At 68.5% G+C, this 22,010-nt stretch carries 22 protein-coding genes and 1 pseudogene; 11 read left to right on the forward strand and 12 right to left on the reverse strand.

What is annotated here, in order from left to right; genetic code table 11:
* Nucleotides 1–69: 69 nt before the first annotated feature.
* Both FEK34_RS17830 and FEK34_RS17835 read right to left on the reverse strand, forming a co-directional pair.
* Complete coding sequence (locus FEK34_RS17830; RefSeq protein ID WP_138448912.1) at nucleotides 70–852, reverse strand: GAF domain-containing protein; 783 nt, start codon at nucleotides 850–852, stop codon at nucleotides 70–72.
* Nucleotides 849–1,652: a GAF and ANTAR domain-containing protein gene (locus FEK34_RS17835; protein WP_138448913.1), complete on the reverse strand. Its 804-nt coding sequence runs from the start codon at nucleotides 1,650–1,652 to the stop codon at nucleotides 849–851. Before FEK34_RS17835 ends, FEK34_RS17830 begins: the two co-directional genes overlap by 4 nt.
* An 825-nt stretch (nucleotides 1,653–2,477) precedes the next feature.
* Between FEK34_RS17835 and FEK34_RS30045 the strand changes: the two genes are divergently transcribed.
* Nucleotides 2,478–2,624, forward strand: coding sequence for a hypothetical protein (locus FEK34_RS30045; RefSeq protein ID WP_171048268.1), 147 nt, complete (start codon nucleotides 2,478–2,480; stop codon nucleotides 2,622–2,624).
* A gap of 758 nt (nucleotides 2,625–3,382) precedes the next feature.
* Nucleotides 3,383–4,249 carry a hypothetical protein gene (locus tag FEK34_RS17840; RefSeq protein WP_138448914.1) on the forward strand — a complete coding sequence of 289 codons (867 nt, stop codon included), beginning with the start codon at nucleotides 3,383–3,385 and terminating at the stop codon, nucleotides 4,247–4,249.
* 15 nt (nucleotides 4,250–4,264) lie between these two features.
* On the opposite strand, the gene FEK34_RS17845 is transcribed toward FEK34_RS17840, so the two are convergent.
* The 3 genes from FEK34_RS17845 to FEK34_RS17855 all read right to left on the reverse strand — a co-directional run bounded on the left by FEK34_RS17845 (nucleotide 4,265) and on the right by FEK34_RS17855 (nucleotide 6,188).
* Nucleotides 4,265–4,474: a hypothetical protein gene (locus FEK34_RS17845; RefSeq protein WP_138448915.1), complete on the reverse strand. Its 210-nt coding sequence runs from the start codon at nucleotides 4,472–4,474 to the stop codon at nucleotides 4,265–4,267.
* 57 nt (nucleotides 4,475–4,531) lie between these two features.
* Entirely contained in the window at nucleotides 4,532–5,389 is an 858-nt protein-coding gene (locus FEK34_RS17850) for a polysaccharide deacetylase family protein (RefSeq protein ID WP_138448916.1), read from the reverse strand.
* Nucleotides 5,390–5,828: 439 nt separating this feature from the next.
* Complete coding sequence (locus FEK34_RS17855; RefSeq protein ID WP_138448917.1) at nucleotides 5,829–6,188, reverse strand: hypothetical protein; 360 nt, start codon at nucleotides 6,186–6,188, stop codon at nucleotides 5,829–5,831.
* Nucleotides 6,189–6,472: 284 nt separating this feature from the next.
* On the opposite strand from FEK34_RS17855, the gene FEK34_RS17860 reads away from it, so the two are divergent.
* The gene (locus FEK34_RS17860) at nucleotides 6,473–7,096 is read left to right on the forward strand and encodes a hypothetical protein (protein ID WP_138448918.1); all 624 of its coding nucleotides are present in this window, start codon (nucleotides 6,473–6,475) and stop codon (nucleotides 7,094–7,096) included.
* 126 nt (nucleotides 7,097–7,222) lie between these two features.
* On the opposite strand, the gene FEK34_RS17865 is transcribed toward FEK34_RS17860, so the two are convergent.
* Nucleotides 7,223–8,872 (reverse strand): acyl-CoA synthetase, encoded by a 1,650-nt coding sequence (locus FEK34_RS17865; RefSeq protein ID WP_138448919.1) that lies wholly within the window; start codon nucleotides 8,870–8,872, stop codon nucleotides 7,223–7,225.
* 336 nt (nucleotides 8,873–9,208) lie between these two features.
* Between FEK34_RS17865 and FEK34_RS31280 the strand changes: the two genes are divergently transcribed.
* Both FEK34_RS31280 and FEK34_RS17870 read left to right on the forward strand, forming a co-directional pair.
* Nucleotides 9,209–9,679, forward strand: a complete 471-nt coding sequence (locus FEK34_RS31280) for a gluconate 2-dehydrogenase subunit 3 family protein (RefSeq protein ID WP_349292439.1) — start codon at nucleotides 9,209–9,211, stop codon at nucleotides 9,677–9,679.
* Nucleotides 9,676–11,163, forward strand: coding sequence for a GMC family oxidoreductase N-terminal domain-containing protein (locus FEK34_RS17870; RefSeq protein WP_349292440.1), 1,488 nt, complete (start codon nucleotides 9,676–9,678; stop codon nucleotides 11,161–11,163). Before FEK34_RS31280 ends, FEK34_RS17870 begins: the two co-directional genes overlap by 4 nt.
* 191 nt (nucleotides 11,164–11,354) lie before the next feature.
* On the opposite strand, the gene FEK34_RS17875 is transcribed toward FEK34_RS17870, so the two are convergent.
* Nucleotides 11,355–11,627, reverse strand: coding sequence for a MoaD/ThiS family protein (locus FEK34_RS17875; RefSeq protein WP_138448920.1), 273 nt, complete (start codon nucleotides 11,625–11,627; stop codon nucleotides 11,355–11,357).
* A gap of 5 nt (nucleotides 11,628–11,632) precedes the next feature.
* A complete protein-coding gene (locus tag FEK34_RS17880; protein ID WP_138448921.1) occupies nucleotides 11,633–12,730 on the reverse strand; it encodes a WD40/YVTN/BNR-like repeat-containing protein in 1,098 nt (365 codons plus the stop codon).
* Nucleotides 12,731–12,914: 184 nt separating this feature from the next.
* On the opposite strand from FEK34_RS17880, the gene FEK34_RS17885 reads away from it, so the two are divergent.
* From FEK34_RS17885 to FEK34_RS17895, 3 genes are all read left to right on the forward strand, one after another.
* Nucleotides 12,915–13,538, forward strand: a complete 624-nt coding sequence (locus tag FEK34_RS17885) for a hypothetical protein (RefSeq protein WP_138448922.1) — start codon at nucleotides 12,915–12,917, stop codon at nucleotides 13,536–13,538.
* 118 nt (nucleotides 13,539–13,656) lie between these two features.
* Complete coding sequence (locus FEK34_RS17890; RefSeq protein WP_138448923.1) at nucleotides 13,657–14,613, forward strand: ferritin-like domain-containing protein; 957 nt, start codon at nucleotides 13,657–13,659, stop codon at nucleotides 14,611–14,613.
* Between the two features lie 76 nt (nucleotides 14,614–14,689).
* A complete protein-coding gene (locus tag FEK34_RS17895; RefSeq protein ID WP_249359336.1) occupies nucleotides 14,690–16,228 on the forward strand; it encodes a lipase maturation factor family protein in 1,539 nt (512 codons plus the stop codon).
* 27 nt (nucleotides 16,229–16,255) lie between these two features.
* On the opposite strand, the gene FEK34_RS31285 is transcribed toward FEK34_RS17895, so the two are convergent.
* Nucleotides 16,256–16,423, reverse strand: a complete 168-nt coding sequence (locus FEK34_RS31285) for a hypothetical protein (RefSeq protein WP_249358187.1) — start codon at nucleotides 16,421–16,423, stop codon at nucleotides 16,256–16,258.
* Nucleotides 16,424–16,488: 65 nt separating this feature from the next.
* Nucleotides 16,489–16,755 (reverse strand): annotated as a pseudogene (locus FEK34_RS31385) (cold-shock protein); the annotation flags it as partial.
* A 238-nt stretch (nucleotides 16,756–16,993) separates the two neighbouring features.
* Between FEK34_RS31385 and FEK34_RS17905 the strand changes: the two are divergent.
* Complete coding sequence (locus tag FEK34_RS17905; protein WP_138448925.1) at nucleotides 16,994–17,500, forward strand: flavin reductase family protein; 507 nt, start codon at nucleotides 16,994–16,996, stop codon at nucleotides 17,498–17,500.
* Nucleotides 17,501–17,545: 45 nt separating this feature from the next.
* Here FEK34_RS17905 and FEK34_RS17910 read toward each other — a convergent pair whose 3' ends face one another.
* Both FEK34_RS17910 and FEK34_RS17915 read right to left on the reverse strand, forming a co-directional pair.
* The gene (locus FEK34_RS17910; RefSeq protein WP_138448926.1) at nucleotides 17,546–18,724 is read right to left on the reverse strand and encodes a hypothetical protein; all 1,179 of its coding nucleotides are present in this window, start codon (nucleotides 18,722–18,724) and stop codon (nucleotides 17,546–17,548) included.
* A complete protein-coding gene (locus FEK34_RS17915; protein ID WP_138448927.1) occupies nucleotides 18,721–19,662 on the reverse strand; it encodes a metal-dependent hydrolase in 942 nt (313 codons plus the stop codon). The genes FEK34_RS17910 and FEK34_RS17915 overlap by 4 nt, the downstream gene beginning before the upstream one ends.
* Nucleotides 19,663–19,802: 140 nt before the next feature.
* Here FEK34_RS17915 and FEK34_RS17920 point away from each other — a divergent pair, with 140 nt between their 5' ends.
* Nucleotides 19,803–20,438, forward strand: a complete 636-nt coding sequence (locus tag FEK34_RS17920) for a TetR/AcrR family transcriptional regulator (RefSeq protein WP_138449163.1) — start codon at nucleotides 19,803–19,805, stop codon at nucleotides 20,436–20,438.
* Between the two features lie 84 nt (nucleotides 20,439–20,522).
* Nucleotides 20,523–21,968 (forward strand): NADP-dependent phosphogluconate dehydrogenase, encoded by a 1,446-nt coding sequence (gndA, locus tag FEK34_RS17925; RefSeq protein ID WP_138448928.1) that lies wholly within the window; start codon nucleotides 20,523–20,525, stop codon nucleotides 21,966–21,968.
* Nucleotides 21,969–22,010 lie beyond the last annotated feature (42 nt).

Raw genomic sequence — 22,010 nt, forward strand, 5'->3', positions numbered from 1 at the left:
GCGCAGCCGTGATCAACCGCCGCGGATCGGGCTGCGGATCGCTTCCGGCGATGCGGCGAACGTGCCCGATCAGTAGATATGCGTCGGTGGCGTGATGTCCGGCGGCGGATGCAATGCCGGAGACCGGCCGGGATCGTCGGGTGAGCTGTTGTGCGCTGCGCAGATGGCGGCGGCATGTGCGGTCGGCGTCGTCTGGTGGGCGCGAGCCAGATGCAGCCGCCGGGCCCGCGCGGCCTCGATGTCCAGGTCGAAGTACTCGGCGAGGATGCCGACAGCGGTCGAGACCACCGACGTTCCCCGCAGGACCGCTCGCACGGTTTCCTCGGTGGCGGCGACCCGGCCGTCCAGCGTGCCGATCGACAAGGCGATCGCGATGAGATCGGCCAGCACCTGTCCGAAATCGTTGGGGCGCTCGGTGCCCCACGGCTCGTCGGCGTGCACCACGACCGAGCCCAACGGCACCGCCAGCGCCGTCACCGGGAACGCGCGCACCGAGCGCACACCCGCGGCACGAGCCCATTTCCGGTAGGACTCCCAGCGCGGGTCCTCGCCGTCCTCCTCGGCGAGATCGTCGATCATCGCCACCGCGCCGTCACGGGCGCTCGACAGACCGGGGCCGGTGATATGCAGACGCGGGTCGGCGATGATGTCGTCGCGCATCGCCTCGGCCACGATATGCAGCCCCGGCTCCTCGGACCGGCGGCCATCGAGCAGGATCACCACCGCCGACACCGCGTCGAAGCATGTCCTGGCGTGCTGAGCCACCGCGTGCAGCAAGGTCGGCACATCGAAATCGGTGGTCAATGTCGCGGTCAATTCCGCGACCGCCAAACGGGTCTGTGCGGTATTCATCGTCGCTGCCCTTCGCCGCTGTCACGCTGATCGCGCAAGGAAAGCCTGCGGGCCACGATGTCGGCGGCCACCTCACCGATCGGCCTGCCCTCGGCGTAGCAGTACGCGCGCAGCCGGGCCAGCGCCTCGTCGACCGGCACGGCCAACTGGACCGCGACCATGCCGGCGGCGTTGTACACCACTGCCCGGGAGAATCCGTCGTCGACACCGTCGAGCACACCCTGCGTGGCCGCGCTGTCGACCGTATCCTCGACGCCACCCGCGTCCGCGACGCGACGATCGATGTCCGCGCGCAACACCTGCCCGACCGCGATCGCGCAGGCATCGCCGGATTCCTGCTCGACGGGCGCCAGTTCGCCCGGCAGCCCGCGATACAACTCGAGCACGCCGACCGCGCGGCGCACACCGGGAACGGGGAAGGTGAACACCGCGCGCACGCCGAGCACCAGCACCTCACCGGTGAAGGCCGGCCAGCGATTCACCGCTTCCGGGCTGGACAGGTCGGGCCAGATCTGGCGGTGCCCGGTGTGGTAGGCCTCGACGCAGGGTCCCTCGCCCACCACGAATTGGAGTTCGTCGACCTGCTGGGCGGTCGCGTCGGTGGCGTACACGAGTTCACGCGCCTGGGAGGAGGAACCACCCAGCAGCGCGACGGCCGCTCCGTCGACCCCGGTCAACCGCACCGCCGCCGAGCAGACCGCGCTGATCCCACCGAACAGCGAACCGCCGGCACCGGCGGCCTCGTCGCGGCTGATCCCGCTCGATTCCCCGGGATGAGCTCGGGACGCGTCGTCCACCATCGCTCCCATCGTCGCCTCGATGCCACGCTACTCCGGATGGCCGCTGCCGCCACCTACCGCCGTGAACCCGTCGCGACCGTTGACCTCCTCGCGTTCGGCCTGGCTACGCTACCGAATTCGGATTGGGCCTAAGGCGTTGCGGCGTCGTTGCGGTGGGTGGTCGCGCTCCCGGGCGCAGTCGCGCCATTACCGGATCGTCGCCGGTGCACGGTCAGCAACAGGTGGTCGAACCGGGTGCGCTGTTGATCAGGGGGGCGCCCAGGTCGGGTAGCGCCGAGAGCGGATCGCATCGGGCGGGGCGGGCAGATCCGCGCAACCATGGTCTGCGGTGGTGGGCAACCGTTCGACCTGCCGACCCGAACTCCGCGGTTTGCCGGTGCGGGACTGGTGCGCAGCAGGGCGACGGTGCGCACGGCGCCTGTCGCGGCCAGTGCGGCGGCGACCGCGACCGCGAGGTTCAGTCGCATGCGCCCGATCGGCCCGGTGGCAGCGCGCCGAGGCCGGCGGGTCTGCGGACGCGCGCGGTGCCCACCGACTCGGCACGTTCCACGGGTCGAGTCGGCGAGTCCGCGCGGACTCGAATACCGCACCGGGAAACAGTTCTCCGATCCCATGGCGGAATTTCCCGCGACGGCCGCCCTGTCCTGCTTCAATTAGCTATCCGGCGAGGGCGATTGCCGGGAGTGGAGGGTGGGCGATGGCTCCGCAGGCGAATTCTTCGGCTCTCTGTGATGGCGGCGCGGCAGGGGGCGATCAGGGGAAACCCTGGCTCCGGATCGCGCCGATGTTCGCGGTTGCCGCTGCGACGGTGTTGATCTGCGCCGGATGCGGCACGACGCCGCCGACGACCCGCACCCCACCGGATTCGGTGGGCGGGACGTCATCGGGCGCGACGTCGCCGCACGCGACGACGCCGAACAACCCGGCGATAGCGACGACGCCGAATGGTGCGCCGAATCCGCCCGGTGGTGAAGCGCCCCACCGTGGGCCGGAAACCGGTGGGCCCCCGCCTGTTCCGGGGCAGCCTAATCGTGGCGGTGGCGGTGGCGGTGGCGGTGGCGGTAGCGGTGGACCTGTTGCGCCGATCCGGATCGCGAACCCGGTGGAACGGCAGGGGACCGCCATCGACCCACTCTTCGCGGAGGTGAGCGCCGCGGTCGCAAGCGTGTGCGGCGGATGTGTGGTGACGAAGGGCATCAATCCCGATTCTGAACTCACGCAGTGCGAATACGACGGGTACATCGGTGCGGAACACCAACCGCCGGTTGATGAAAACGATCCGGATGGGGGATGGCTGCTGATCACCCCCGATGAACCACTGGTGTTGCGGACCGGGCCGAACCCCTGCAAGACCGAGGAAACCGGCGGCGGAACAGGCGGTGGCGGTGAGGGCGGGTCCGGTGGTTCCGGTGAAGGTGGAACCGGCGGTTCTGGGGAAGGCGGTTCCGGCGGGGGCGAGTCCGGTGGCTCCGGTGAGGGCGGTTCCGGCGGGGGCGAGTCCGGCGGTTCCGGCGGGGGCGAGTCCGGCGGTTCCGGTGAAGGCGGAGCCGGCGGTGCCGGTGAGGGCGAGTCGGGTGGTTCCGGTGCGGGTGGAACCGGCGGCTCTGGTGCGGGTGTGACCGAGACCCCTGAGTCCGGTGATGGCGCAGCAGCCCCCTGAACCAGCGCCCGGCAACACGGAGCCGGATAGCGACACCCCGTCATCGTCGCCCTTCGACGGATTCGGCAGGGTGGCAGCGACTTTCGGCCAGTTCGTCGCGCCGACGACGCTGCTCACCGCGCTGCTGTTCTATTTCGGCTGGAATCACGTCTACTGGTTCTTCCGCCATTTCGGCGTCGAATCGGCCAGCCTGCATCCGAGCATCACCGACTACCTGATGCGCAGCGTGGACGCCCTGTTCGTCCCGCTGATCGTGGGCGGGGTGATCGGTATGGCGTTGACCTGGGGGTATCTGGCACTGCCGGAATCGGTGCGCGGTGCCCGGCGCAGCCGGTGGCAGCTGCGGGTCGTGACGGGAATCGCGGTGGTGCTGCTGATTTTCGGGTTGAGCCGGTTGTTCTTCGTCTTCCCGCTGAACAATATGCTCGGCGCGGCGCCGCTATCGGTCATCACGGGCGTCGGGCTGCTCTGGTATGTCGTCCTGCAACGCAGGCAGCAGCTGCGCGACCGCGACCCCGACGCGCCGCCGCGCTCGGAAGCGGCCGCGGTCATCGAGTGGACGATCCTGTTCGTCGTCGTCGGCATCAGCCTGTTCTGGATCGCCACCGACTATTCCGCGGCCGTCGGCAGCTCCCGAGCACAGCTGTCGACCGCCGAAATCCCCTACAGCCCAGGCGTTGTCGTCTACAGCGAAAAGGACCTGCACCTGTCCAGCGCCGACGTGCGCAAGGTCGCCTGCGACCCCGCCGAGAATTCCGGCTACCGATTCCGCTACGACGGCCTGGTCATGCTCACCCACATCGGCGACCAATACGTCCTGCTCCCACGCAACTGGCCCACTCACCGCGGCGCCGCCATCGTCTTGCCGGCGTCCTCGCCCGGCGCGGTGCGCTTCGAGTTCCGCCTCTCCGACAACCCCGCCGGCGACCGCTGCTGACCAGTCCCGAACGATCTACACCAACTCGACCTCGTCGAACTCCACCGTCATCCGATGCCGCCGTTCCCGCAGCACGCCCCCTTCGCGGTGCGCGACTCCCTCACTGAACCCGATCCGCATCCGCCCACGCCGCGCATCCACTTCCCACACCACCCCGCAGACCCCGCTGAACGGCCCTTCCGGGAACACGACGACATCACCTGGCGCGTAATCGGTAAACCCCACGCCGCCACAGTAATCGCCCCGGCGGTCTGGGGGGTAGCAAGTCGCAACCAGCTGGGCTCAGCCCTGCGTCGTGGCCGCGTAGTGTTCGGCGATCTCGTCGCTGGTGGTGAGCCAGACGCCGTGGTGGCTTGCGATGTATTCCAGCGCCTGGTCGAGGTATTTCGCACGGTAGGGCTGGCCGGTGACGAACGGGTGCAGTGCCAGGGCCATGACGCGGCCGCTGCGGGCGGAGTCGGCGTAGAGCTGATCGAACTGGTCGGTGACGATCTGCACGAAGTCCGGGCCGGTGAAGCTCTTCATCGTGAACAAGCCGAGGTCGTTGAGTTCCACCGAGTAGGGGACGCTCAGCAGACCGGGCACGTTCAGCCGGAACGGTTGGTCGTCGGCTGTCCAGTCGAGCAGGTAGGTGAGGCCGAGTTCGGCGAGGATCTCGGGGGTGTCGAAGGTTTCGCTGAGGGCGGGGCCGAGCCAGCCGCGCGGGCGCTGCCCGGTCGCCTTCTCGATGGTGGTGATCACGTCGGTCAGGTAGGCGCGTTCGTCTTCGACGGCCGACTGCACCGTGGCATTGTCGCGCCCGTGCGCCAGCCACGCCCAGTCCCGCTGCTGGCCGGCCGCGATGATCTGCGGATACTTCTCGCACACCGCCGAATTGACCAGCGCGCTGGCGCGGATGCCGTGCCGGTCGAGGATCTCGGCGATCCGCCAGATCCCCACTCGCGGGCCGTAATCGCGCCATCCGTAGTTCAGCGGGTCCGGCACCAGCCCGGCAGTGGCCTCGTTGAGGCTGGTGGCGGGCGCGTCGACCGGGAAGTGCTCGATGTTGAGGCCGACGTAGAACGCGACGCGGGCCCCACCCGGCCACTGGATGGGTTCGCGGTCGACGATCGGGCTGTAGTCGTAGAGCGCATTGTCCATGCGTGGTCCTTCCGGTTGTCGGCCTGCCGCGCTCGGCGGGCACCGCTGCGAACGGTATGCGCACAAGCCTGCGAACGCGAGGGTTGCAGGCGACGGATTCGGGACCGCACGCGACATGAGCTTGTGCCCGCGACCAACCGCCGGCCCGCCGCACAGTGATTTGCCCTGACGTAGCCAGAAGGCATGGGCGCGCGTCGTTTCCGTGCGTACCGTGGGAACTGCCCTGGTCGGAAACGATGTGAACGGCAAGCCCATTCGCGACCACTTGCTTGCCGGACCCCCTGCGATGGAACCGTCGACCGGCCACGGCGGGCTCCCGCGCGGAATCCGCAGCCCGCGCGGGAGCACCGACTCCCATCACGTGTCGTGCTCGATGCGCAACGACATCAGTTCGGGCCAGAGCCGCGCTCATCGCGCCCCCGAACCCGTGGATGGCACCTCACAGCCAGGCCGGGCCCCAGGGATCGCGCCAGGCGGATTCCGGCACTTCGAATACCGCGGCCTCCCCACGATCGGCCAGGACGTTCAGCAGTGAGGCGGCGGGCACGGTCAGGCCCGCGATATGCCCGGGCAGGGTGAAGACCACGCGGGCGCGGGCGCGCCGGCATTCCTGCACCAGATCCAGGAACGCGCCGGGCACGATCGAGGAGAAATCGGTCCGTTCGTGGAAGATGGCCGCCATATCGAAGCCCATTCGCCGGGCGATGGCGATCAACCGTTGATCGCAGCGGGGGAGTTCGACGCCGACGAGGAGTTCGTCGCGCAGATATCCGTACGCCAGGGGAGACAGCGCTGTCATGGTCGGTTCACCACCTTCGATGGCCTCGGACCCGGCGAGCCAGGTGTCTCGGACGGGCCGTGAAGTTCGAGGCCGACCCCGGTCGTCGCGGGTCTGCGCTCACTGTAGGACGGCGGTTCGGCCGATCGCAGGGCCGAGGACAGATGTTGTGACCGCTCCCAGCCGCGCCCGGCCGGGGTTGTCGCCGGAGGCATCGCCACCGCGATCAGTGCCGTTCGCGGTGCGTATCCCGCGCCGAACGGGGTATGCGATACCCACATCAGCTATCGATGATTGGAGGCGTCATGACCGACGTCGACGGCACTGTTTCGACCGGACAGGGCAGCCGGTTGCGGATTCCGCGCAGCCGCGGAGCCGTGGGTGGACTGGTGGTGCTCCTGCTGGGTATCTGGGGCGCGCTGATCCCCTTCGTCGGCCCGTACTTCGACTTCACCTACACACCCGACGATCCGTGGGTGTGGACGGCGGCGCGCGGCTGGTTGCAGGTGCTGCCCGGTGTGGCGGCGATTGTCGGCGGTCTGCTCATGCTGATGAGCAGAAACCGGGTGGTCGCCAGTTTCGGTGGTTGGCTGTCGGTGGCGGCGGGGGTGTGGTTCGTGATCGGGCCGGTGCTGGCCGACCTGCTCAGGCTCGGCGATATCGGCGAGCCGGTCGCGACCTCCGACCTGAAGCGCGCCCTGCTGCAACTGACCTTCTTCTACGGACTCGGCGCGCTCATCCTGTTCTTCGCCGCGACCTCACTGGGACGGCTGTCGGTGCGCAGCGCACGCGATATCGCCTTCGCCCGGCGCGAGGTGGCGGCGACGACGGCCGCGCGGGTCGATGAGCCCGTGGTACCCGCCGACGCGACCGGCACCGAAACCCGCAGGGGATGGCGTAAACCGCACATGCGGCACCGGCCCGTCTAGTCGGTACCGTCCGGTCTAGTCGGCACCGACCCGGATCGGCCGTCGTCGTTCGTGCGCTGACGGACGGCCCGGTGACAGCGTGACTCCTGCTCCCGATGCCCCTGGTAGCTCGGGAGCGGGAAGCGCTCAGCTCTCGGAGGACCGCGCGATCAACTGGCGGCGCAACAATTTTCCGGTCGCGTTGCGCGGCAGTTCGTCGATGACGCTGACCTCGCGCGGTACCTTGTGCCGGGCCAGGTGGGCCTTGATGTACTCCCGGATCTCCTGCGGCTCGATCGTGGCTCCACTGGCGGGCACGACGTAGGCGTGCAGCCGCTGCCCGAAATCACGGTCGGCGACGCCGATGACCGCGGCCTCCAGGATGTCGGCCCGTTCGGTGAGCAGGTTCTCCACTTCGGACGGGTAGACGTTCTCCCCGCCGGAGATGATCATCTCGTCGTCGCGTCCGTCGATGAACAGCCTGCCCTCGGCGTCGAAATGCCCGACATCGCCGGAGGACAGCAAACCGTCGACGATCTCCTTGTTGCGGCCGTCGGTGTAGCCGCTGAAGCTCAGCCCGCTCGAGACGAAGATGGTCCCGACCTCGTAGGGCTCGGTCACCCGGTTGCGGTTCTCGTCGTAGATGGCGACCCGGCAGCCCACCGGCGGACGCCCGACCGTCCCCGGCGCCTCCCGCATATCCTGCGGCGTCGCGACCGCGGCAACGGCGACCTCGGTGGAGGCGTACAGGTTGTACAGCACATCCCCGAAGGCTTCGGCCGTGCGCCGGCTCAGGTCCGGCGATACCGCGGATCCGGCCGCGAAGATCACCCGCAGCGAGGACGTGTCATAGCGGGCGAGCACGTCGGGGCCGAGGTCGAGGATCCGTTGCAACATGGTCGGCACGACCACGAGCGTCGCGGCGCGGTGGGTGGCGACGGCCGCCAGCGTGCGTTCGGCGTCGAACTTGCGCTGCTGGAAGACGACCGTATTGCCCAGCGCCCAGCCCAGCGTGAACTGCGACAGGCCGGTGCCGTGGAAGATCGGCGCGGCCATCACCATCGTGTTGTCGCGCGGCAGCGGCACCCGGTCCAGGAATTGCGCCGATTGCAGCGGCGGAACCTTGTCGCGGGGCGCGCCTTTCGGTGTGCCGGTGGTTCCGCTGGTGAGGATGACCATGCCGCCCGGTCGTTGCGGTTTCGGCGGCGGTGTGGTGGCGGCGGTGGCGATGAGGGCGTCGAGTGTGCGCGCCGCGCCGGGAACGGCAGCCGGGTCGATCCAGGACAGATACCGCGGGACCTCGGGGTCGACCTGTGCGAGTACACCCTCGAATTCCTCGTCGTGCACGATCGCGCGGATGTGTTCGCGCCGGGCCACTTCGGCCAGCTGCGGTGCGGCGAACCCGGTGTTCAGCAGCACGATGCGGGCGCCGAGTTTGCCCGCGGTGAGTAGGGTCAGCACCATGCCGCGGTGGTCGCGGCACAGGGCGCCGATCACCTGGCCGGGCGCCAGCCCCTCGGCGGCGAGCGCGTGGGTCAGCGCGTTCGACTGCCGGTCGAGCTCGTCGAAGGTGAGCGGGCCGCGCTCGTCGATGATGGCGATGCGCGCGGGATCGCGGCGCAGGCCGTGGCGGAGCACGGTGACGAATGGGCCGAACACCGCCGCGTCGCGCAGGGTTCGGACCATATCGGCCGGGCGGCGCGGGTCGATCATGCCGCGCCTGGTGAGGACGGCGAGCGCGGCGGCCGCATCGGTGACAGGGCGCAGTGCCGCGGGGGCGGTGGATCGAAATGCCATCGGCAGTCTCCAGTCGTGTGCGTTCGGTCGGCATCGGGTGCTGAGGGGTGCCGCAAGTGCAGAATAGTAATTAACTTATCGTGTGTTAGCCGGGGCTGGTGGCGGTTCTTGGGATATGCGCCCGGCCTGCGCCTAGTCGCGATGCAGCGGTTGCTGACCGGCGCGAGAATCTAGGCGATCCACAGCGACTGTTGCGCGATCCGGCCCCGCGCACTCCGGGTGCGGAAGCACTGTCGGCGCGCGTTTCACGGCCTGGTCGTAATGCAGAATCATCGTTAAGTTAACAACATCCCTCCCGCCGTGATAGAACACATCGACCAGTACGAAGGGGTGTGCATGGAGCCGACAGCACGGCAGCGCGCGGCGCTGGACCTGATCTGCGATACGTTCGCCCCGGGCGACGGGCGGGAGCTGCCGTCGGCGAGCGAGCTGGGCGCGGTCGACACGGTCCTGCGAATGCTCGAACGCAATCCGCGCGACGCGGAAACCAAGCAACTGATGACGCTGCTGAACCTGTGGGACTCGCGGGCGTTCGGACTGCTCACCGGCAGCGGCCCGCGACGTTTCTCATCACTGTCGCAGCAGCAGCGCGAGCAGGCACTGCTGCGGCTCGGCGATTCCCGGTTCGCGGTCAAGCGCACCCTGTTCCACGCCCTCAAATCGGCGGCCCTGCTCGCCTACAACGTGACCCCAGGCCCCACCGGGGCGAATCCGCTGTGGAAGCAGATGGGCTACCCGGATCCGCCGGGTCCCCGGCGGCTGCCGCGGACCCGGCGCTCGCACCGCTGCGGCCGACCGAGCCGATGACCCTCACCTGCGATGTGGTCATCGTCGGCTCCGGCGCGGGTGGCGGCACGGCGGCCGCGGTACTGGCCGAGGCGGGCCTGGATGTCGTGGTGCTCGAACGCGGCGAGTACTACGACGACCGCGACTTCGGGACCGGCGAGCGGGACGGGCTGCTGCGGCTCTACGCCCCCGGCCCGCAATCCACCACCGAGGGCCAGCTCACCCTCGCCGCGGGCAGCTGCCTCGGCGGCGGCACCGTCGTCAACTGGAGTACCTCACTGCCCACCCCTGACGATGTGCGCGCGGAATGGGCGGAACTGGGCGTACCGCAGTTCACCGCAACGGAATTCGATGACGCACTGGCCGCCGTGCAGCGCCGGCTCGGGGTGAATCGCGACCATTCACCGCTGTCGGCGCGCGATGCCGTCCTCGAACGCGGCGCCACGGCGCTGGGCTGGGATGTGGACACCCTGCCGCGCAATGTCTCCGACGCCTGCGACGCCGGTGTCGACTGCGGCAGCTGCGGCTACGGTTGCCGCCTCGGCGCCAAGCAATCGGTCACCAAGACCTGGCTCCAAGACGCCGCGGCCTGTGGCGCCCGCCTGGTCGTCGACGCGAACGTGCGCACCATCGAGGTGAAAAACGGGCGCGCCGAAGGAGTTACGGCCGAAACGGGCAGCGGTATCCGCATCGACGTGCGCGCCCGCGCGGTCGTGGTGGCCGCCGGCGCGATCCAGACCCCCGCCCTGTTGCGGCGTTCCGGTCTGCACGACGACAGCATCGGCCGCTACCTGCGCCTGCATCCGGCGGCCGCCGTGTACGGGGTCTTCGATGAGGAGATCCGGCCCTGGGAGGGCGGGTTGCAGGCGCGGATCTGCCGCCATGACCAGAATCTGGATGGACGCGGCTACGGCGTCATCTACGAAACCGGGCCGGTGCAGCCAGGTCTGGCGGTCGGCTTCATGAACTGGCGCGGCGCCGCGGCACACCGGGCGCGGATGCTCGAGCTCGCCCACACCGGCGTCGTCGGCGTCATCACCCGCGACCGCGACCACGGCCGCGTCACCATCGACCGCAGCGGTGAGGCGAAGGTGTCGTACCGGTTGTCCGATTACGATCGGGCACATCTGCGGACCGGAATCGGCGGTGCGGCAAGGATTCTCGAAGCAGCAGGTGCGCGCCGCATCTTCTCCGGGCATCAAGCCGGTGTCTCCTACGAGCCCGGCGTCCGCGGTTCGCACGCCGAATTCGTCGCCGCCGGTGACGCCGCGGGCTACGGCCCCGGCCAGTGCGCGATGGCGGCACTGCACATCATGGGCTCGGCACGGATGGGCGGATCGCGGGAGAACTCGGCGACCGATCCGGACGGCGCCACTTGGGAGGTGCCGAATATCGTCGTCGCCGACGCATCCTGCTTTCCTACCTCCTCGGGTGTGAACCCGATGGTGACGATCGAGGCCATCGCCTACATGAACGCGAAACGTCTGGCCGCTCGACTGGTGTGACGCTGGGCCGATGCCTGCGCACGACCGCGGGCACGTAGCGGTGAGTGCTGCGGCTCGACCCGGCCGGTGATCGGCGCGGCCCTCGCTATCGATGCGGTCGCCGGTCGATGTGGTTCCGGCTCGGCGCGGCCCGCACAGGCGGAAGGGGCTCACCGACGCGGCGGTCCAGCTGACGCGGTTCGCGATTGCCGCTATCCGCCGGCGACCGCGGGAATGATCATCACCTCGCTGCCGGATTTCAACGGAGTGTCGATCCCCGCGAGCGTCCGGCATTCATCGCCGTCGACATAGAAGTTCACGTACCGGCGCAACCGCCCGGTCTCATCGCGCAGCCGGCGCTCCAACGCGGGGAACTGCGCACGCAATTCATCGAGCAGGGTGCGCAGCGACGCCGCGTCGATGTCGAGTTCCCGCTCACCGCCCACGTAGGGACGCAGCACTGACGGCAGCCGGACGGTAGCCACGACAGCTATCCGATCACCGCGGCGCGCACGCACAGCACGTCCGGGAGCTTGTCGGCCACGAGCTGCCAGTGGTCGCCTTCGTCGGGGCTGCAATAGACCTCGCCGTTGCGAGTGCCGACATAGATGCCCGCGGGGTCGGCGTCGTCGGCGCACATGGCATCGCGCATGACCGCCGCCCAGAACGGCACCTGGGGCAGACCATCGGTCTGCGCCGACCAGGTGTCGCCGCCGTCCTCGCTGCGGTAGACCGCGAAGCGGGCGTCCGGCGGGAAACGGAACCGCTCCATCTCCGCGTCGAGCGGGAAGGTGTAGATCACGCCGGGCCGGCGCGGATGCGCGACGATCGGGAACCCGAAGTTGGAGGGCGGCAGCCCACCATCGATCCGCTGCCAGCTCAGACCGTCATCGACACTGCGGAATACGCCGCCGTGATTTTGCAGGTACAGCGTGCTCGGGGTCTGCGCGTCGCGGGCCACCTTGTGCACGCATTGGCCCCATTCGGGCACCTCGTCGGGCATGAAGTCGGCGGTCACGCCCTTGTTCGTCGGCGTCCACGACGCGCCGCCGTCCGCGCTCTGATAGACCCCGCCGGTGGAAATGGCGACCGCAAGCCGCCGGGTGTCGGACGGATGCGTGAGGATCGTGTGCAGCGCCAGTCCGCCGCCGCCGGGCTGCCACTGCGGACGATGCGGATGCTCCCACAACCCGCGGACCAGCTCGAATGTCCGCCCGCCGTCGGTGGATCGGAACAGGGCCGCCGGTTCGACGCCCGCGTACACCACGTCCGGTTCGTTCGCGGTGGCCGGCGCGATCTGCCAGACCCCTTCCAACGCGGCTCCGGTGTCCTCCGGAAACGCCAGCGGTGCGTCGTCGGGCTCGGTCCAGGTCTCGCCGAGATCGTCGCTGGAGACCATCGTCGGACCGAAATGGCTGTTGAGCACGCCGGTGAGCAGACGTGGCCGCGGCCCGCGGGTGTCGATGGCCAGGGCCTTCACATCGGCGACCGGGAACTGTGGAGTGCTGACCTCCCAGCTCGACCGGCCGTCAATACTGCGCGCCAGGAACAGGCCCTTGCGCGTTCCGATTCCGAGCATCACGTCCATAGCCGACCTCCGAGGGTCACCGCCACGCCGACGGGTGTGAGCGTACTCCCGGGCGCGCCGCGACCCGCCCGAAACGGGCCGAGGCGACACCCGCGACGCACCCCGCGATCCCGACGTGACCTTTCCGCGATGGTTTCGTAATCTAGCCGTGATCTGTTCCCGAGAAAGGCGGTGGTCGAGTTTCATGCCCGGTCAACATCGCAAACCGGCGGCAACCCGAAAACTCGCGCCACTGGCCGTCTGCGGCGTCGCGGCGACCGTCATCGGCATCGTGTCGGTGGAGATGGGATCGACGCAGGCTGCGCAGCCTGCGCCGGTAGCCGAGTCCCGGCCCGAGCCCGCCAGAGACCAGGCCCCGGCGGCCGCGCCCACTCCACCTGCCCCGGCTCCGGTACAGCAGGTGGCCGCCGCCGATCCGGCCCTGATGGCGAAGGCGGCGATCCAGCATTCACCGTGCTCATCGGTGCTCGCCGGCGCACTTCCGCATGTGGCGCAAGTGGGCCATCTGATCGGTAAGACCTTCGCCGTCGCCGATATCGGTGGCGCCATCGGCCGCGGCAACGACGATCACGGCGCGGGCCTTGCCCTCGACTTCATGACCTCCGACCCCGCGCAGGGTGATGCCATCGCGAATTTCGTGCTGGCGAACAAGCAGCGATTCGGCGTGACCTACGTGATCTGGCAGCAGCGCTACAACGACGGCAGCGGCTGGTCGTTCATGGAAGACCGCGGCAGCGCCACCGCCAACCACTACGACCACGTGCACGTGTCCTTCGCGCCCGACGCCGCCGTGAACCTCATCTGCTGATCCCGCTGACGGAGTTGCTGCGGGAGAGCCTGTTACTGCTCGCCGGTCCGGGGTAGTCACGGTAACGGTGCAGCGTTGCGCCGACCCATACCGGATATTCCGAAGGGACGAGACCCGCATGAGCAACACCACGACGCTTCTGGCGCAGTTACGCGCTGTCCTCGACCTCACCAACACCGAAATCCAGATCGCCGAAACCCGGCTCGGCCAGGCCCGCACCGAGGCGGTGCGCCGGGAACTGTCCGAGAACGCCGACAATGCCCGCGCCCGCGCCGAGGCCATCGAGGCCGCCGTGCGCGAACTCGGCGGCGTACCACCGCTGATCGGCCCGTTCCTCGGCCGCGCCGCCGCCGCGATCAAGGCGATGGCCGAGCAGGCTCAGCCGTTCGACGAAGCCCTGCTGGGTGATCTGGCCCTCGAACACCAGCTGCTCGATCGGGCCCGCTACATCAAGGCGCTCGCCACCGCCGACAAACAGGCCGACATCGTGTCCCTGGCCGACCAGCTGATCACCGCGCATTCGGCGACCGTCGACTGGATCACCACCGTGCTGGCCGAAGACGCCCTCGGCGGCCCCGCCGCACTGCGCCGGACCCCATTCCAGGCGGTCGCGGGCACCGCGGTGAAGCTGGTGAATCTGCCGGTCACCTGGTCGGCCCGCAGCCTGGACCGGGTGGTGGACACCGTCCGCGCAACCCCGCCCGCGCTCGGCGATCTGCTCGCTCAGGGCGCGCACGCCGGCGATGTCGCGGTCAAGACCCTCACAGCGTCTCGCGATGCGGCGCTCGAGACCGCCGAGCGTGTGGTCCGGCGGGAAGGCGCCGGCTCGGCTGCCGATGCCGTGCACTCGCTGCGTTCCGTCACCGGAATCCTCGAGCCCGAGGAGTTGCCGATCGCCGACTACGACGAGCTCAACGTCGGGGAGGCGGTGGCCGAGATCAAGGAGCTGACCGACCCGGCCGACGTACGCGCGATCATCGCCTACGAGGAGGCGAACAAGAACCGCCAGGGTGTGGTCTCGGCAGCGCAGACCCGGCTGGCCGCGATCGCGCAGGAGGTCACCGGCATCACCTGAGCCGTGCCGGAAGAACACCGCCCGATCAGGTGTTTTCCTTCACAGACGGTGATGTCGAACGTAGGCGATCGGCGCGATGTTCGGGTTCTACGACTCCGGTTACGTGCTGGCCCGGCTGATCTTCGAGCGACTGCTCGGGCTGGTGTACCTGGTTGCCTTCGTATCGACGCTGGCCCAGTTCCGGGCACTGTGCGGCGACCACGGATTGCTGCCCGCGCGCCGGTACCTGCGGGCGGCGGGGTTCCGGCGCGCGCCCAGCCTGTTCCAGTTGCACTACTCCGATCGGATGGCGATGGTGCTGGCTGGGCTCGGCGTCGTGCTGTCGGCATCCGTCGTGGTCGGAGTTCTCGATGTGGTGCCGTTGGCCGTGGCCATGGCGCTCTGGGCGACGCTGTGGGTGCTGTATCTGTCGTTCGTGCACGCCGGGCGGGCCTTCTACGGCTTCGTCTGGGAGATGCTGCTGCTGGAAGTCGGGTTCCTGGCGATCTTCCTCGGCAACTCCGACACCGCGCCACCGATCCTGATGGTGTTCCTGCTGCGCTGGGTGTTGCTGCGGCTCGAGGTCGGCGCCGGCTTGATCAAGATCCGAAACGATCCGGCCTGGCGTGACCTCACCGCCCTCTACTACCACCACGAGACCCAGCCGCTGCCGAATCGGTTCAGCTGGTATTTCCACCATCTGCCCAAACCGATCCACCGCTTGGAGGTGCTCGGCAACCATGTGGCGCAACTGATCGTGCCGTTCGGGCTGCTGTGCCCGCAGCCGATCGCGTCGGTGTCGGCGGTGATCATCATCGTCACGCAGCTGTGGTTGATGGTCAGCGGGAATTTCGCCTGGCTGAACCTGCTTACCATCACCCTGGCCACGCTCGCCCTCGACGGCCGCTTGCTGAACGCGATCCTGCCCATCGAACCGACTGCCGCGCCGGACGGGCCGGTCTGGTTCACCGTCCTCGTCACGGTCGTCGCCGTGATGATGGTGGCGCTGAGCTGGGCGCCGGTGCGCAATATGGCTTCGCGCAACCAGGTGATGAACGCCGCGTTCAACCGCTTCTATCTCGGCAACACCTACGGCCTGTTCGGCCATATCACCCGCACCCGGTTCGAGATCGTCATCGAGGGCACCGACGACGACCCCGACGCCGACCCCACCTGGAAGCCGTACGAGTTCAAAGGCAAGCCGGGCACACCCACCCGGCGGCCGCGTCAGGTGGCGCCCTATCACCTGCGGCTGGACTGGATGATGTGGTTCGCGGCCATGTCGAGCCGCTACGCCGAAACCTGGTTCCTGAGCCTGATGGTCAAACTGCTGCAAGGCGATCCGGCGACACTGCGGCTACTCGGCACGAATCCGTTCCCGCAGCGACCGCCGAAGTACGTGCGCGCGCTGCTGTACGTCTACCGGTTCACTTCTCGCGAGGAGCGACGCCGCACCGGGGCCTGGTGGTCGCGCGAGCTGATCGACGAATACATGCCGCCGGCAGCACTGCTCACCACACGGCAGGTCGAAGCGGACGGGTCCGCGTCCTCCGAGGGCCGCGAGTTCTCCGGCCGTGATGCCGAGGGCCGCGACTCCACGCGCGACGACCGTCCGCGTCATCGCGGCACCCGATGATTCGGTGTCGGCCGGTTCGCCGCAGCGCTAATGCCCGGTGCGCGCCCCGGTGTCGACGACCAGCGCGACCAGCATCGCCGTGGCGGCCAGCAGGCTGAGCCCGATCAGGATCACCGGTGCGGTACCGACGGCAGCGAGGACGGCGAGGCAGGCGAGGAAGGCGAGGATGTACTGGTGCGCGTGCTGTGGTGCCATCGGATTCCTTTCGGCCGGGATCGGTGCGGACGGTGCGGTGACCGCGTGTACGGGCGAACCTTCACGGCTTCGGGACCGCTGCGGGTGTGCGTGGTGGTGAAAACGACCGGTTGTCCGGCGGACAGGGTCTTGTAGCCGGTGGTCTCGATCGCGGAGAAGTCGACGAAGACCGCCTCGGTGCCGTCATCGGGGGAGAGGAACCCGAATCCCTTCTCCGCGTTGAACCAGGCCACGGTGCCGTGCCGCCATTCGTCGGTGCCGCTGTCGGCGGGCGCGGTGTGGTCGGAATGGGGGACGACGAGGTCTGCATCGCTGCTGAAGGTCGAGGTCATCGCGAACTCCTGTACGCAGGCGGTGACGGGCCCGTGCCGGCCCGCGAGCTCCGATCAATGAGGTCCTGCTGTCAGATAACCTATGCCATCTGACATAGATTTCTTATAGCACTCGGGTAAGCGTAGTTTCAAGTCGGTGTGGCGCCCGCGGCATCCGACATGCGCTGCGGCACGGGCGTTATCGTTGCGCCGGGGCTGAGGCCGGGGCCGAGGACGCCGGTGGCGGACAGGAGGCGTGATGTCGCAGGACGAGGTCGGCGAGGCGTTCGACGCGCTCATCGCCGCGGCGGACGGTCCCATATGGGTGGTCACCACGGTCGCCGACGGCCGCAAGGCCGGATGCCTGGTCGGATTCGCCGGCCAGGTGAGTATCACTCCACGCCGGTTCCTGGTGGCGGTGTCGAAGAACAATCACACCTACCGGATCGCCCGCCGCGCGGAATATCTCGCGGTGCATCTGCTGACCGGCGAGCACTTCGACTTGGCACGCCTGTTCGGGACGACGACCGGCGAGTCCACCGACAAGTTCGCGCGGTGCGCCTGGTCCAGCGGCCCGCACGGCTTGCCGATCCTCGACGGCGCCGCCGGCTGGTTCGCCGGACGGGTCATCGCCCGCAGCGACCTGGGCGATCACGTGGGTCATCTGCTCGAACCGCTGACCGCGACAGCGCCGCCGCCCACCGCGACCGGTTCGGCCCTGCATCTTCGGGCAGTGGCCGATCTGACGCCAGGTCATGAGGCCTGACGACGAGTCGCGGTGGGCGGCGGCGCGTGCGAAATGTGTTGTGACCTAGGCAGGCTCGGCCGCAGTGGTCTTCGCCTCGGGCGGCGTGACCTCCTCCTTGTCGGTACTCGTTCCCCCGCTTGCGTTCTGCGGCACCGTGAAGGTGGCCGCGACGACCGCGAAGGCGATCACGAAGCAGCCGATCGTGTACCAGAGATTGCCGATCGGGTCGCCGTTGCCGGTCACCCCATCCACGGCCCCGAAATAGTCCGGGAGCGCCGACGCCCACAGCAACGCCATCACCGCCAGATACACCAGGGCATAGACCTGCACGAACCGATTGCGGTACCCGTACGCCGGCGTGGATCCCGCCCGCAACGCCGCCCACTGCCGGTACATCAGCACCGCAGCCACCGCCGAGAGCACGACAAGCTCTGCGGCATAGACGAATCCGCGCACGGAGTCGCTACCGATCCCGATAATCGTGGCGGGCAACGGCAGCACGAACGTGCCGACCGAGGCCAGCAGCCCGATCACCACGGTGCGCCAGACCAGTTGCGGTCCGGTGAACGTCGTGCCCGCGTCGACGTGGCGGCCCACGAAATACTGCACGCACAATGCCAGCGACATCGGCCACAGCGCCGCGAACACCACCACGCTCGGCAGCGGCACCGCATCGAAGAACGGCTGGTTGATCGGATTGTCCAGCGACCACTCCCACCAGCGCAGCTGCGGGCCGATGTGGTCGAAGATCTCGTAGAAGGCGTGATGCACGAAACCGACACAGGCCGCGCCGAGCAGCACGCCGTGGCGGCGGAAAATGCCGAGTATGCGCACGATTTCGAAGGCCACCGTTGCCATGAACGGATAGATCGCGATGATGTAGAGCGGCAGCCTGCCCCACAGGAATTCCACCGTGAACAGGTTGTGCGCGAACATCGTGTCCACGTGCTCGTCGATGCCGAACGCGCCCGGGAAATATAGCGGCGGCTCGATCACGAACAGGTAGGCGGTAGCGCCGAACCAGAGCACCAGATTCGTCGGGTCACCGTGCCTGCGCATCCGCACGATCGCGTAGATCAGTGCCAGGACCGAGCCGAGCACGATGGTGACCTCGAGCGCGAGCAGCGTCCAGTTCTCCAGCCCGGCCGGATTGCGGAACTCGACCAGCCCGCCGGTCTCGGCGCACGAAAAGCCCATGCGCTCGGCGAGATCGGCGAAGGTCGGGGTACACAGATCACTCATGAGTTCACCGCCGACGCGACCGAGCTGTTCTGCTCCGCGGTGTACCAGCGGGTGCAATCGTAGCCGGCGTCATAGCGCTCGAACCACCGATCGGCCAGCTCGGGCAGGTTCTCGTGGGTCGGGTCGTGCTTGGGCATCTGGCTGCGGAACACCCCGGCCAGGGCGGTGAGCTGTTCCTTGCGCGGGAGCCCGTCGAACGCGCGCGGCATCGGGCCCTTGGTCAGGTACGGCGCGAAGAACGTCAGCACCTTCTGCTTGGCGCGGTGGCGGGCGAACATCGCCATCGCGTCGACCTGACGGTCGGCGAGCGGGACATGCTGGTTGAAGCCCATGCAGGCGATGCGGATCACCTTCATCACGTGCGCGAAGATCGACGGCGCCATCCGCATGCGGTAGAGCTCGTCGCCGACAACGGCATTGAACAGGATCAGCGCCGAGCTGCGGTGCTCGACCTCCTCGACGAAATGCCAGATGAACAGCGAGGCGACCCGGTCGTCACCGGGGCGGAACAGGGTGTCTTCGTTGTCGAGCATCAGCTTGAACACCGGCGTGAAGGTCGCCTCGAGGTCGGCGGTGTAGGCGAGCCGGTAGTTGTGCGAGGTGGCCTCGGTGAGCAGATCGAACTCGCCGATCACCGCGTCCAGGGTGTTCTGGAGCCCGGGATATTTCTTGATCAGCGCCTTGACGTGCTGACGGTGCGCGGTGGAGTGATGGCCTTCCTGGCGCATGAAGGCGGTGGCTTCGGCGGCGACCTCCGGGTCGGTGAACACCGGCTTGAGCTGCATGATCAGCTTCACGATCATCTTCTCGAAGCCGACGGCCAGGAACGAGACCGCGTTCGACATGCTCGACCAGGCCGGGTTCTGCGGGTTCCACAGGAACGGGACATCCGCGTCCTCGAATCCGAAATCCATCTTTCGGGGCTGCACATTCGTCACAGGGAGTACCTCGCGTCGGGGATGGGTCGGTCGCTGCGTGCGGCAGCGCTCTTCATGTAACCATACAACCAAGCACCTGTTTGTATGATTGCTTTATGAAGATCGCCGACCCCGGACACGGCGGTGGTAATGTCCGCCCGGTGGCGCGCAGACGCGGATGGGGCGGGAGTCCGCCGAAAGACGACGAGGAAGCGCACCGGCGCATCGTCGCCACCGCCGTGGAGTTGATCGGCCGCACCGGCGCGGCGGTCAGCATCGCCGACGTCGCCGACGCCCTCGGGGTCATCCGTCAAACCGTCTACCGCTATTTCCCCAGCGCCGAATCGCTGCTGACGGCCGCCGCCATAGCCTCCGTCGACAAATTCCTCGACCGCCTCGCCGCGCACGTCGCGGGCCTGGACGATCCGGCCGAGGCGATGACCGAAGCCGCGCTGTTCACCCTCTCCGACGTGCGCCGCACCCCGCACCTGGCCATCGTGCTGACCAGCTCGTACTCGACCATCGACCCCGACAGCATGACCTCGGTGCAGGCCAAGTCGTTCGGTATGACGATGATCCACCGCTTCGACGTCGACTGGGCACGCCACGGCTACGACGAACCCGCACTCGAAGAGCTGGTCGAATTCGTGCTGCGCACGATGCACTCGTTCCTGGTATCCCCGGGCAATCCCCCGCGCAGCGAGGACGAATTGCGCGCCTACCTGCGGCGCTGGATGGGCGCCTCGATCTCCGCGCAGCGCGAGATCGCCGCGAAGGCGGGTGCGCTCGGCGGGTAGCGCGGCGCGGGCCGGGGCGCTGTCGGCGCGCTGCCTAGACTGCGGGGGTTCACATAGAGCTCGACCGACAAGGAGAACCCGCCGATGACATCTCCCACCGCGCGCGCACAGATCGGGGTCACCGGCCTCGCGGTCATGGGCAGCAATATCGCCCGCAACTTCGCGCGGCACGGCTACACCGTCGCCCTGCACAACCGCAGCATCGCCAAGGTCGACGCCCTGCTCGCCGAGCACGGCGGCGACGGTGATTTCGTGCGCACGGAGTCGATCGAGGAGTTGATCGCGGTGTTGGAGAAGCCGCGCCGGGTGCTGATCATGGTCAAGGCCGGCGAGGCCACCGACGCCGTCATCGAGGAGCTGGCCGCGGCCATGGAGCCCGGCGACATCATCATCGACGGCGGCAACGCCCTCTACACCGACACCATCCGGCGTGAGGCGTCGCTGCGTGAGCGCGGGCTCAACTTCGTCGGCGCGGGCATCTCCGGCGGTGAGGAAGGCGCGCTCAACGGTCCGTCGATCATGCCGGGCGGGCCCGCCGAGTCCTACGAATCGCTCGGCCCGCTGCTGGAGTCGGTGGCCGCGAAGGTCGACGGCACCCCGTGCTGCACCCACATTGGCCCCGACGGTTCAGGGCATTTCGTGAAGATGGTGCACAACGGCATCGAATACGCCGATATGCAGCTCATCGGCGAGGCCTACCACCTGTTCCGCGACGCCCTCGGCTTCGACGCCAAGCAGATCGCCGATGTGTTCACCCAGTGGAACTCCGGTGATCTGGAGAGCTACCTGGTGGAGATCACCGCCGAGGTGCTCAACCAGGTGGACGTCAAGACCGGTAAGGCGCTGGTCGACGTCATCGTGGACGCCGCCGAGCAGAAGGGCACCGGCCGGTGGACGGTGAAGTCCGCCCTCGATCTCGGCATTCCCGTCACCGGTATCGCCGAGGCCGTCTTCGCTCGCGCGCTGTCCGGTTCGCGCGCCCAGCGCGCCGCCGCCACGGGCCTGGCCTCGGGGACGCTGGCCGATAAGCCCACCGATGTGGAGACCTTCACCGAGGACATCCGCCGCGCGCTCTACGCCTCCAAGGTCGTCGCCTACGCGCAGGGTTTCGATCAGATCGCCGCGGGCAGCGCCGAATACGGCTGGGGCCTGAAGCCGGGTGATCTGGCCACCATCTGGCGCGGCGGCTGCATCATTCGCGCCCGCTTCTTGAACCGCATCAAGGAGGCCTACGACGAGAACCCGGAGCTGCCGAGCCTGATTCTGGCGCCGTACTTCCGCGAGGCCATCGAAACCGCCATCGACAGCTGGCGTCGGGTGGTGTCCACCGCGACCCTGCTCGGCATCCCCGTCCCCGCCTTCGCCTCCTCGCTGTCCTACTACGACGCGCTGCGCGCCGAACGCCTGCCCGCCGCCCTCACCCAGGGCCAGCGTGACTTCTTCGGCGCGCACACCTACGAGCGCATCGACGCCGAAGGCAAGTTCCACACGCTGTGGAGCGGGGACCGCAGCGAGATCCAGACCAGCTGAACGCGAGCAGGTCGGAGGGGGCGCCTGCCCGCTCCGACCTCT

The sequence above is a fragment of the Nocardia cyriacigeorgica genome, assembly GCF_005863245.1.
In the GTDB taxonomy this organism is placed as follows: domain Bacteria; phylum Actinomycetota; class Actinomycetes; order Mycobacteriales; family Mycobacteriaceae; genus Nocardia; species Nocardia cyriacigeorgica_C.

Excerpts from the sequence above, each read along its gene's own strand:
- FEK34_RS17910 (WP_138448926.1), bottom strand. The coding sequence starts at position 18,724 with ATGAGTGATCTGTGTACCCCGACCTTCGCCGATCTCGCCGAGCGCATG.
- FEK34_RS17850 (WP_138448916.1), bottom strand. The coding sequence starts at position 5,389 with ATGGACAATGCGCTCTACGACTACAGCCCGATCGTCGACCGCGAACCC.
- FEK34_RS17905 (WP_138448925.1), top strand. The coding sequence starts at position 16,994 with ATGTCGCAGGACGAGGTCGGCGAGGCGTTCGACGCGCTCATCGCCGCG.
- FEK34_RS31280 (WP_349292439.1), top strand. The coding sequence starts at position 9,209 with ATGGAGCCGACAGCACGGCAGCGCGCGGCGCTGGACCTGATCTGCGAT.
- FEK34_RS17870 (WP_349292440.1), top strand. The coding sequence starts at position 9,676 with ATGACCCTCACCTGCGATGTGGTCATCGTCGGCTCCGGCGCGGGTGGC.
- FEK34_RS17880 (WP_138448921.1), bottom strand. The coding sequence starts at position 12,730 with ATGGACGTGATGCTCGGAATCGGAACGCGCAAGGGCCTGTTCCTGGCG.
- FEK34_RS17830 (WP_138448912.1), bottom strand. The coding sequence starts at position 852 with ATGAATACCGCACAGACCCGTTTGGCGGTCGCGGAATTGACCGCGACA.
- FEK34_RS17855 (WP_138448917.1), bottom strand. The coding sequence starts at position 6,188 with ATGACAGCGCTGTCTCCCCTGGCGTACGGATATCTGCGCGACGAACTC.
- FEK34_RS30045 (WP_171048268.1), top strand. The coding sequence starts at position 2,478 with ATGCGGCACGACGCCGCCGACGACCCGCACCCCACCGGATTCGGTGGG.
- FEK34_RS17895 (WP_249359336.1), top strand. The coding sequence starts at position 14,690 with ATGTTCGGGTTCTACGACTCCGGTTACGTGCTGGCCCGGCTGATCTTC.
- gndA (WP_138448928.1), top strand. The coding sequence starts at position 20,523 with ATGACATCTCCCACCGCGCGCGCACAGATCGGGGTCACCGGCCTCGCG.
- FEK34_RS17835 (WP_138448913.1), bottom strand. The coding sequence starts at position 1,652 with ATGGTGGACGACGCGTCCCGAGCTCATCCCGGGGAATCGAGCGGGATC.
- FEK34_RS17860 (WP_138448918.1), top strand. The coding sequence starts at position 6,473 with ATGACCGACGTCGACGGCACTGTTTCGACCGGACAGGGCAGCCGGTTG.
- FEK34_RS17885 (WP_138448922.1), top strand. The coding sequence starts at position 12,915 with ATGCCCGGTCAACATCGCAAACCGGCGGCAACCCGAAAACTCGCGCCA.
- FEK34_RS17865 (WP_138448919.1), bottom strand. The coding sequence starts at position 8,872 with ATGGCATTTCGATCCACCGCCCCCGCGGCACTGCGCCCTGTCACCGAT.
- FEK34_RS31285 (WP_249358187.1), bottom strand. The coding sequence starts at position 16,423 with ATGGCACCACAGCACGCGCACCAGTACATCCTCGCCTTCCTCGCCTGC.
- FEK34_RS17890 (WP_138448923.1), top strand. The coding sequence starts at position 13,657 with ATGAGCAACACCACGACGCTTCTGGCGCAGTTACGCGCTGTCCTCGAC.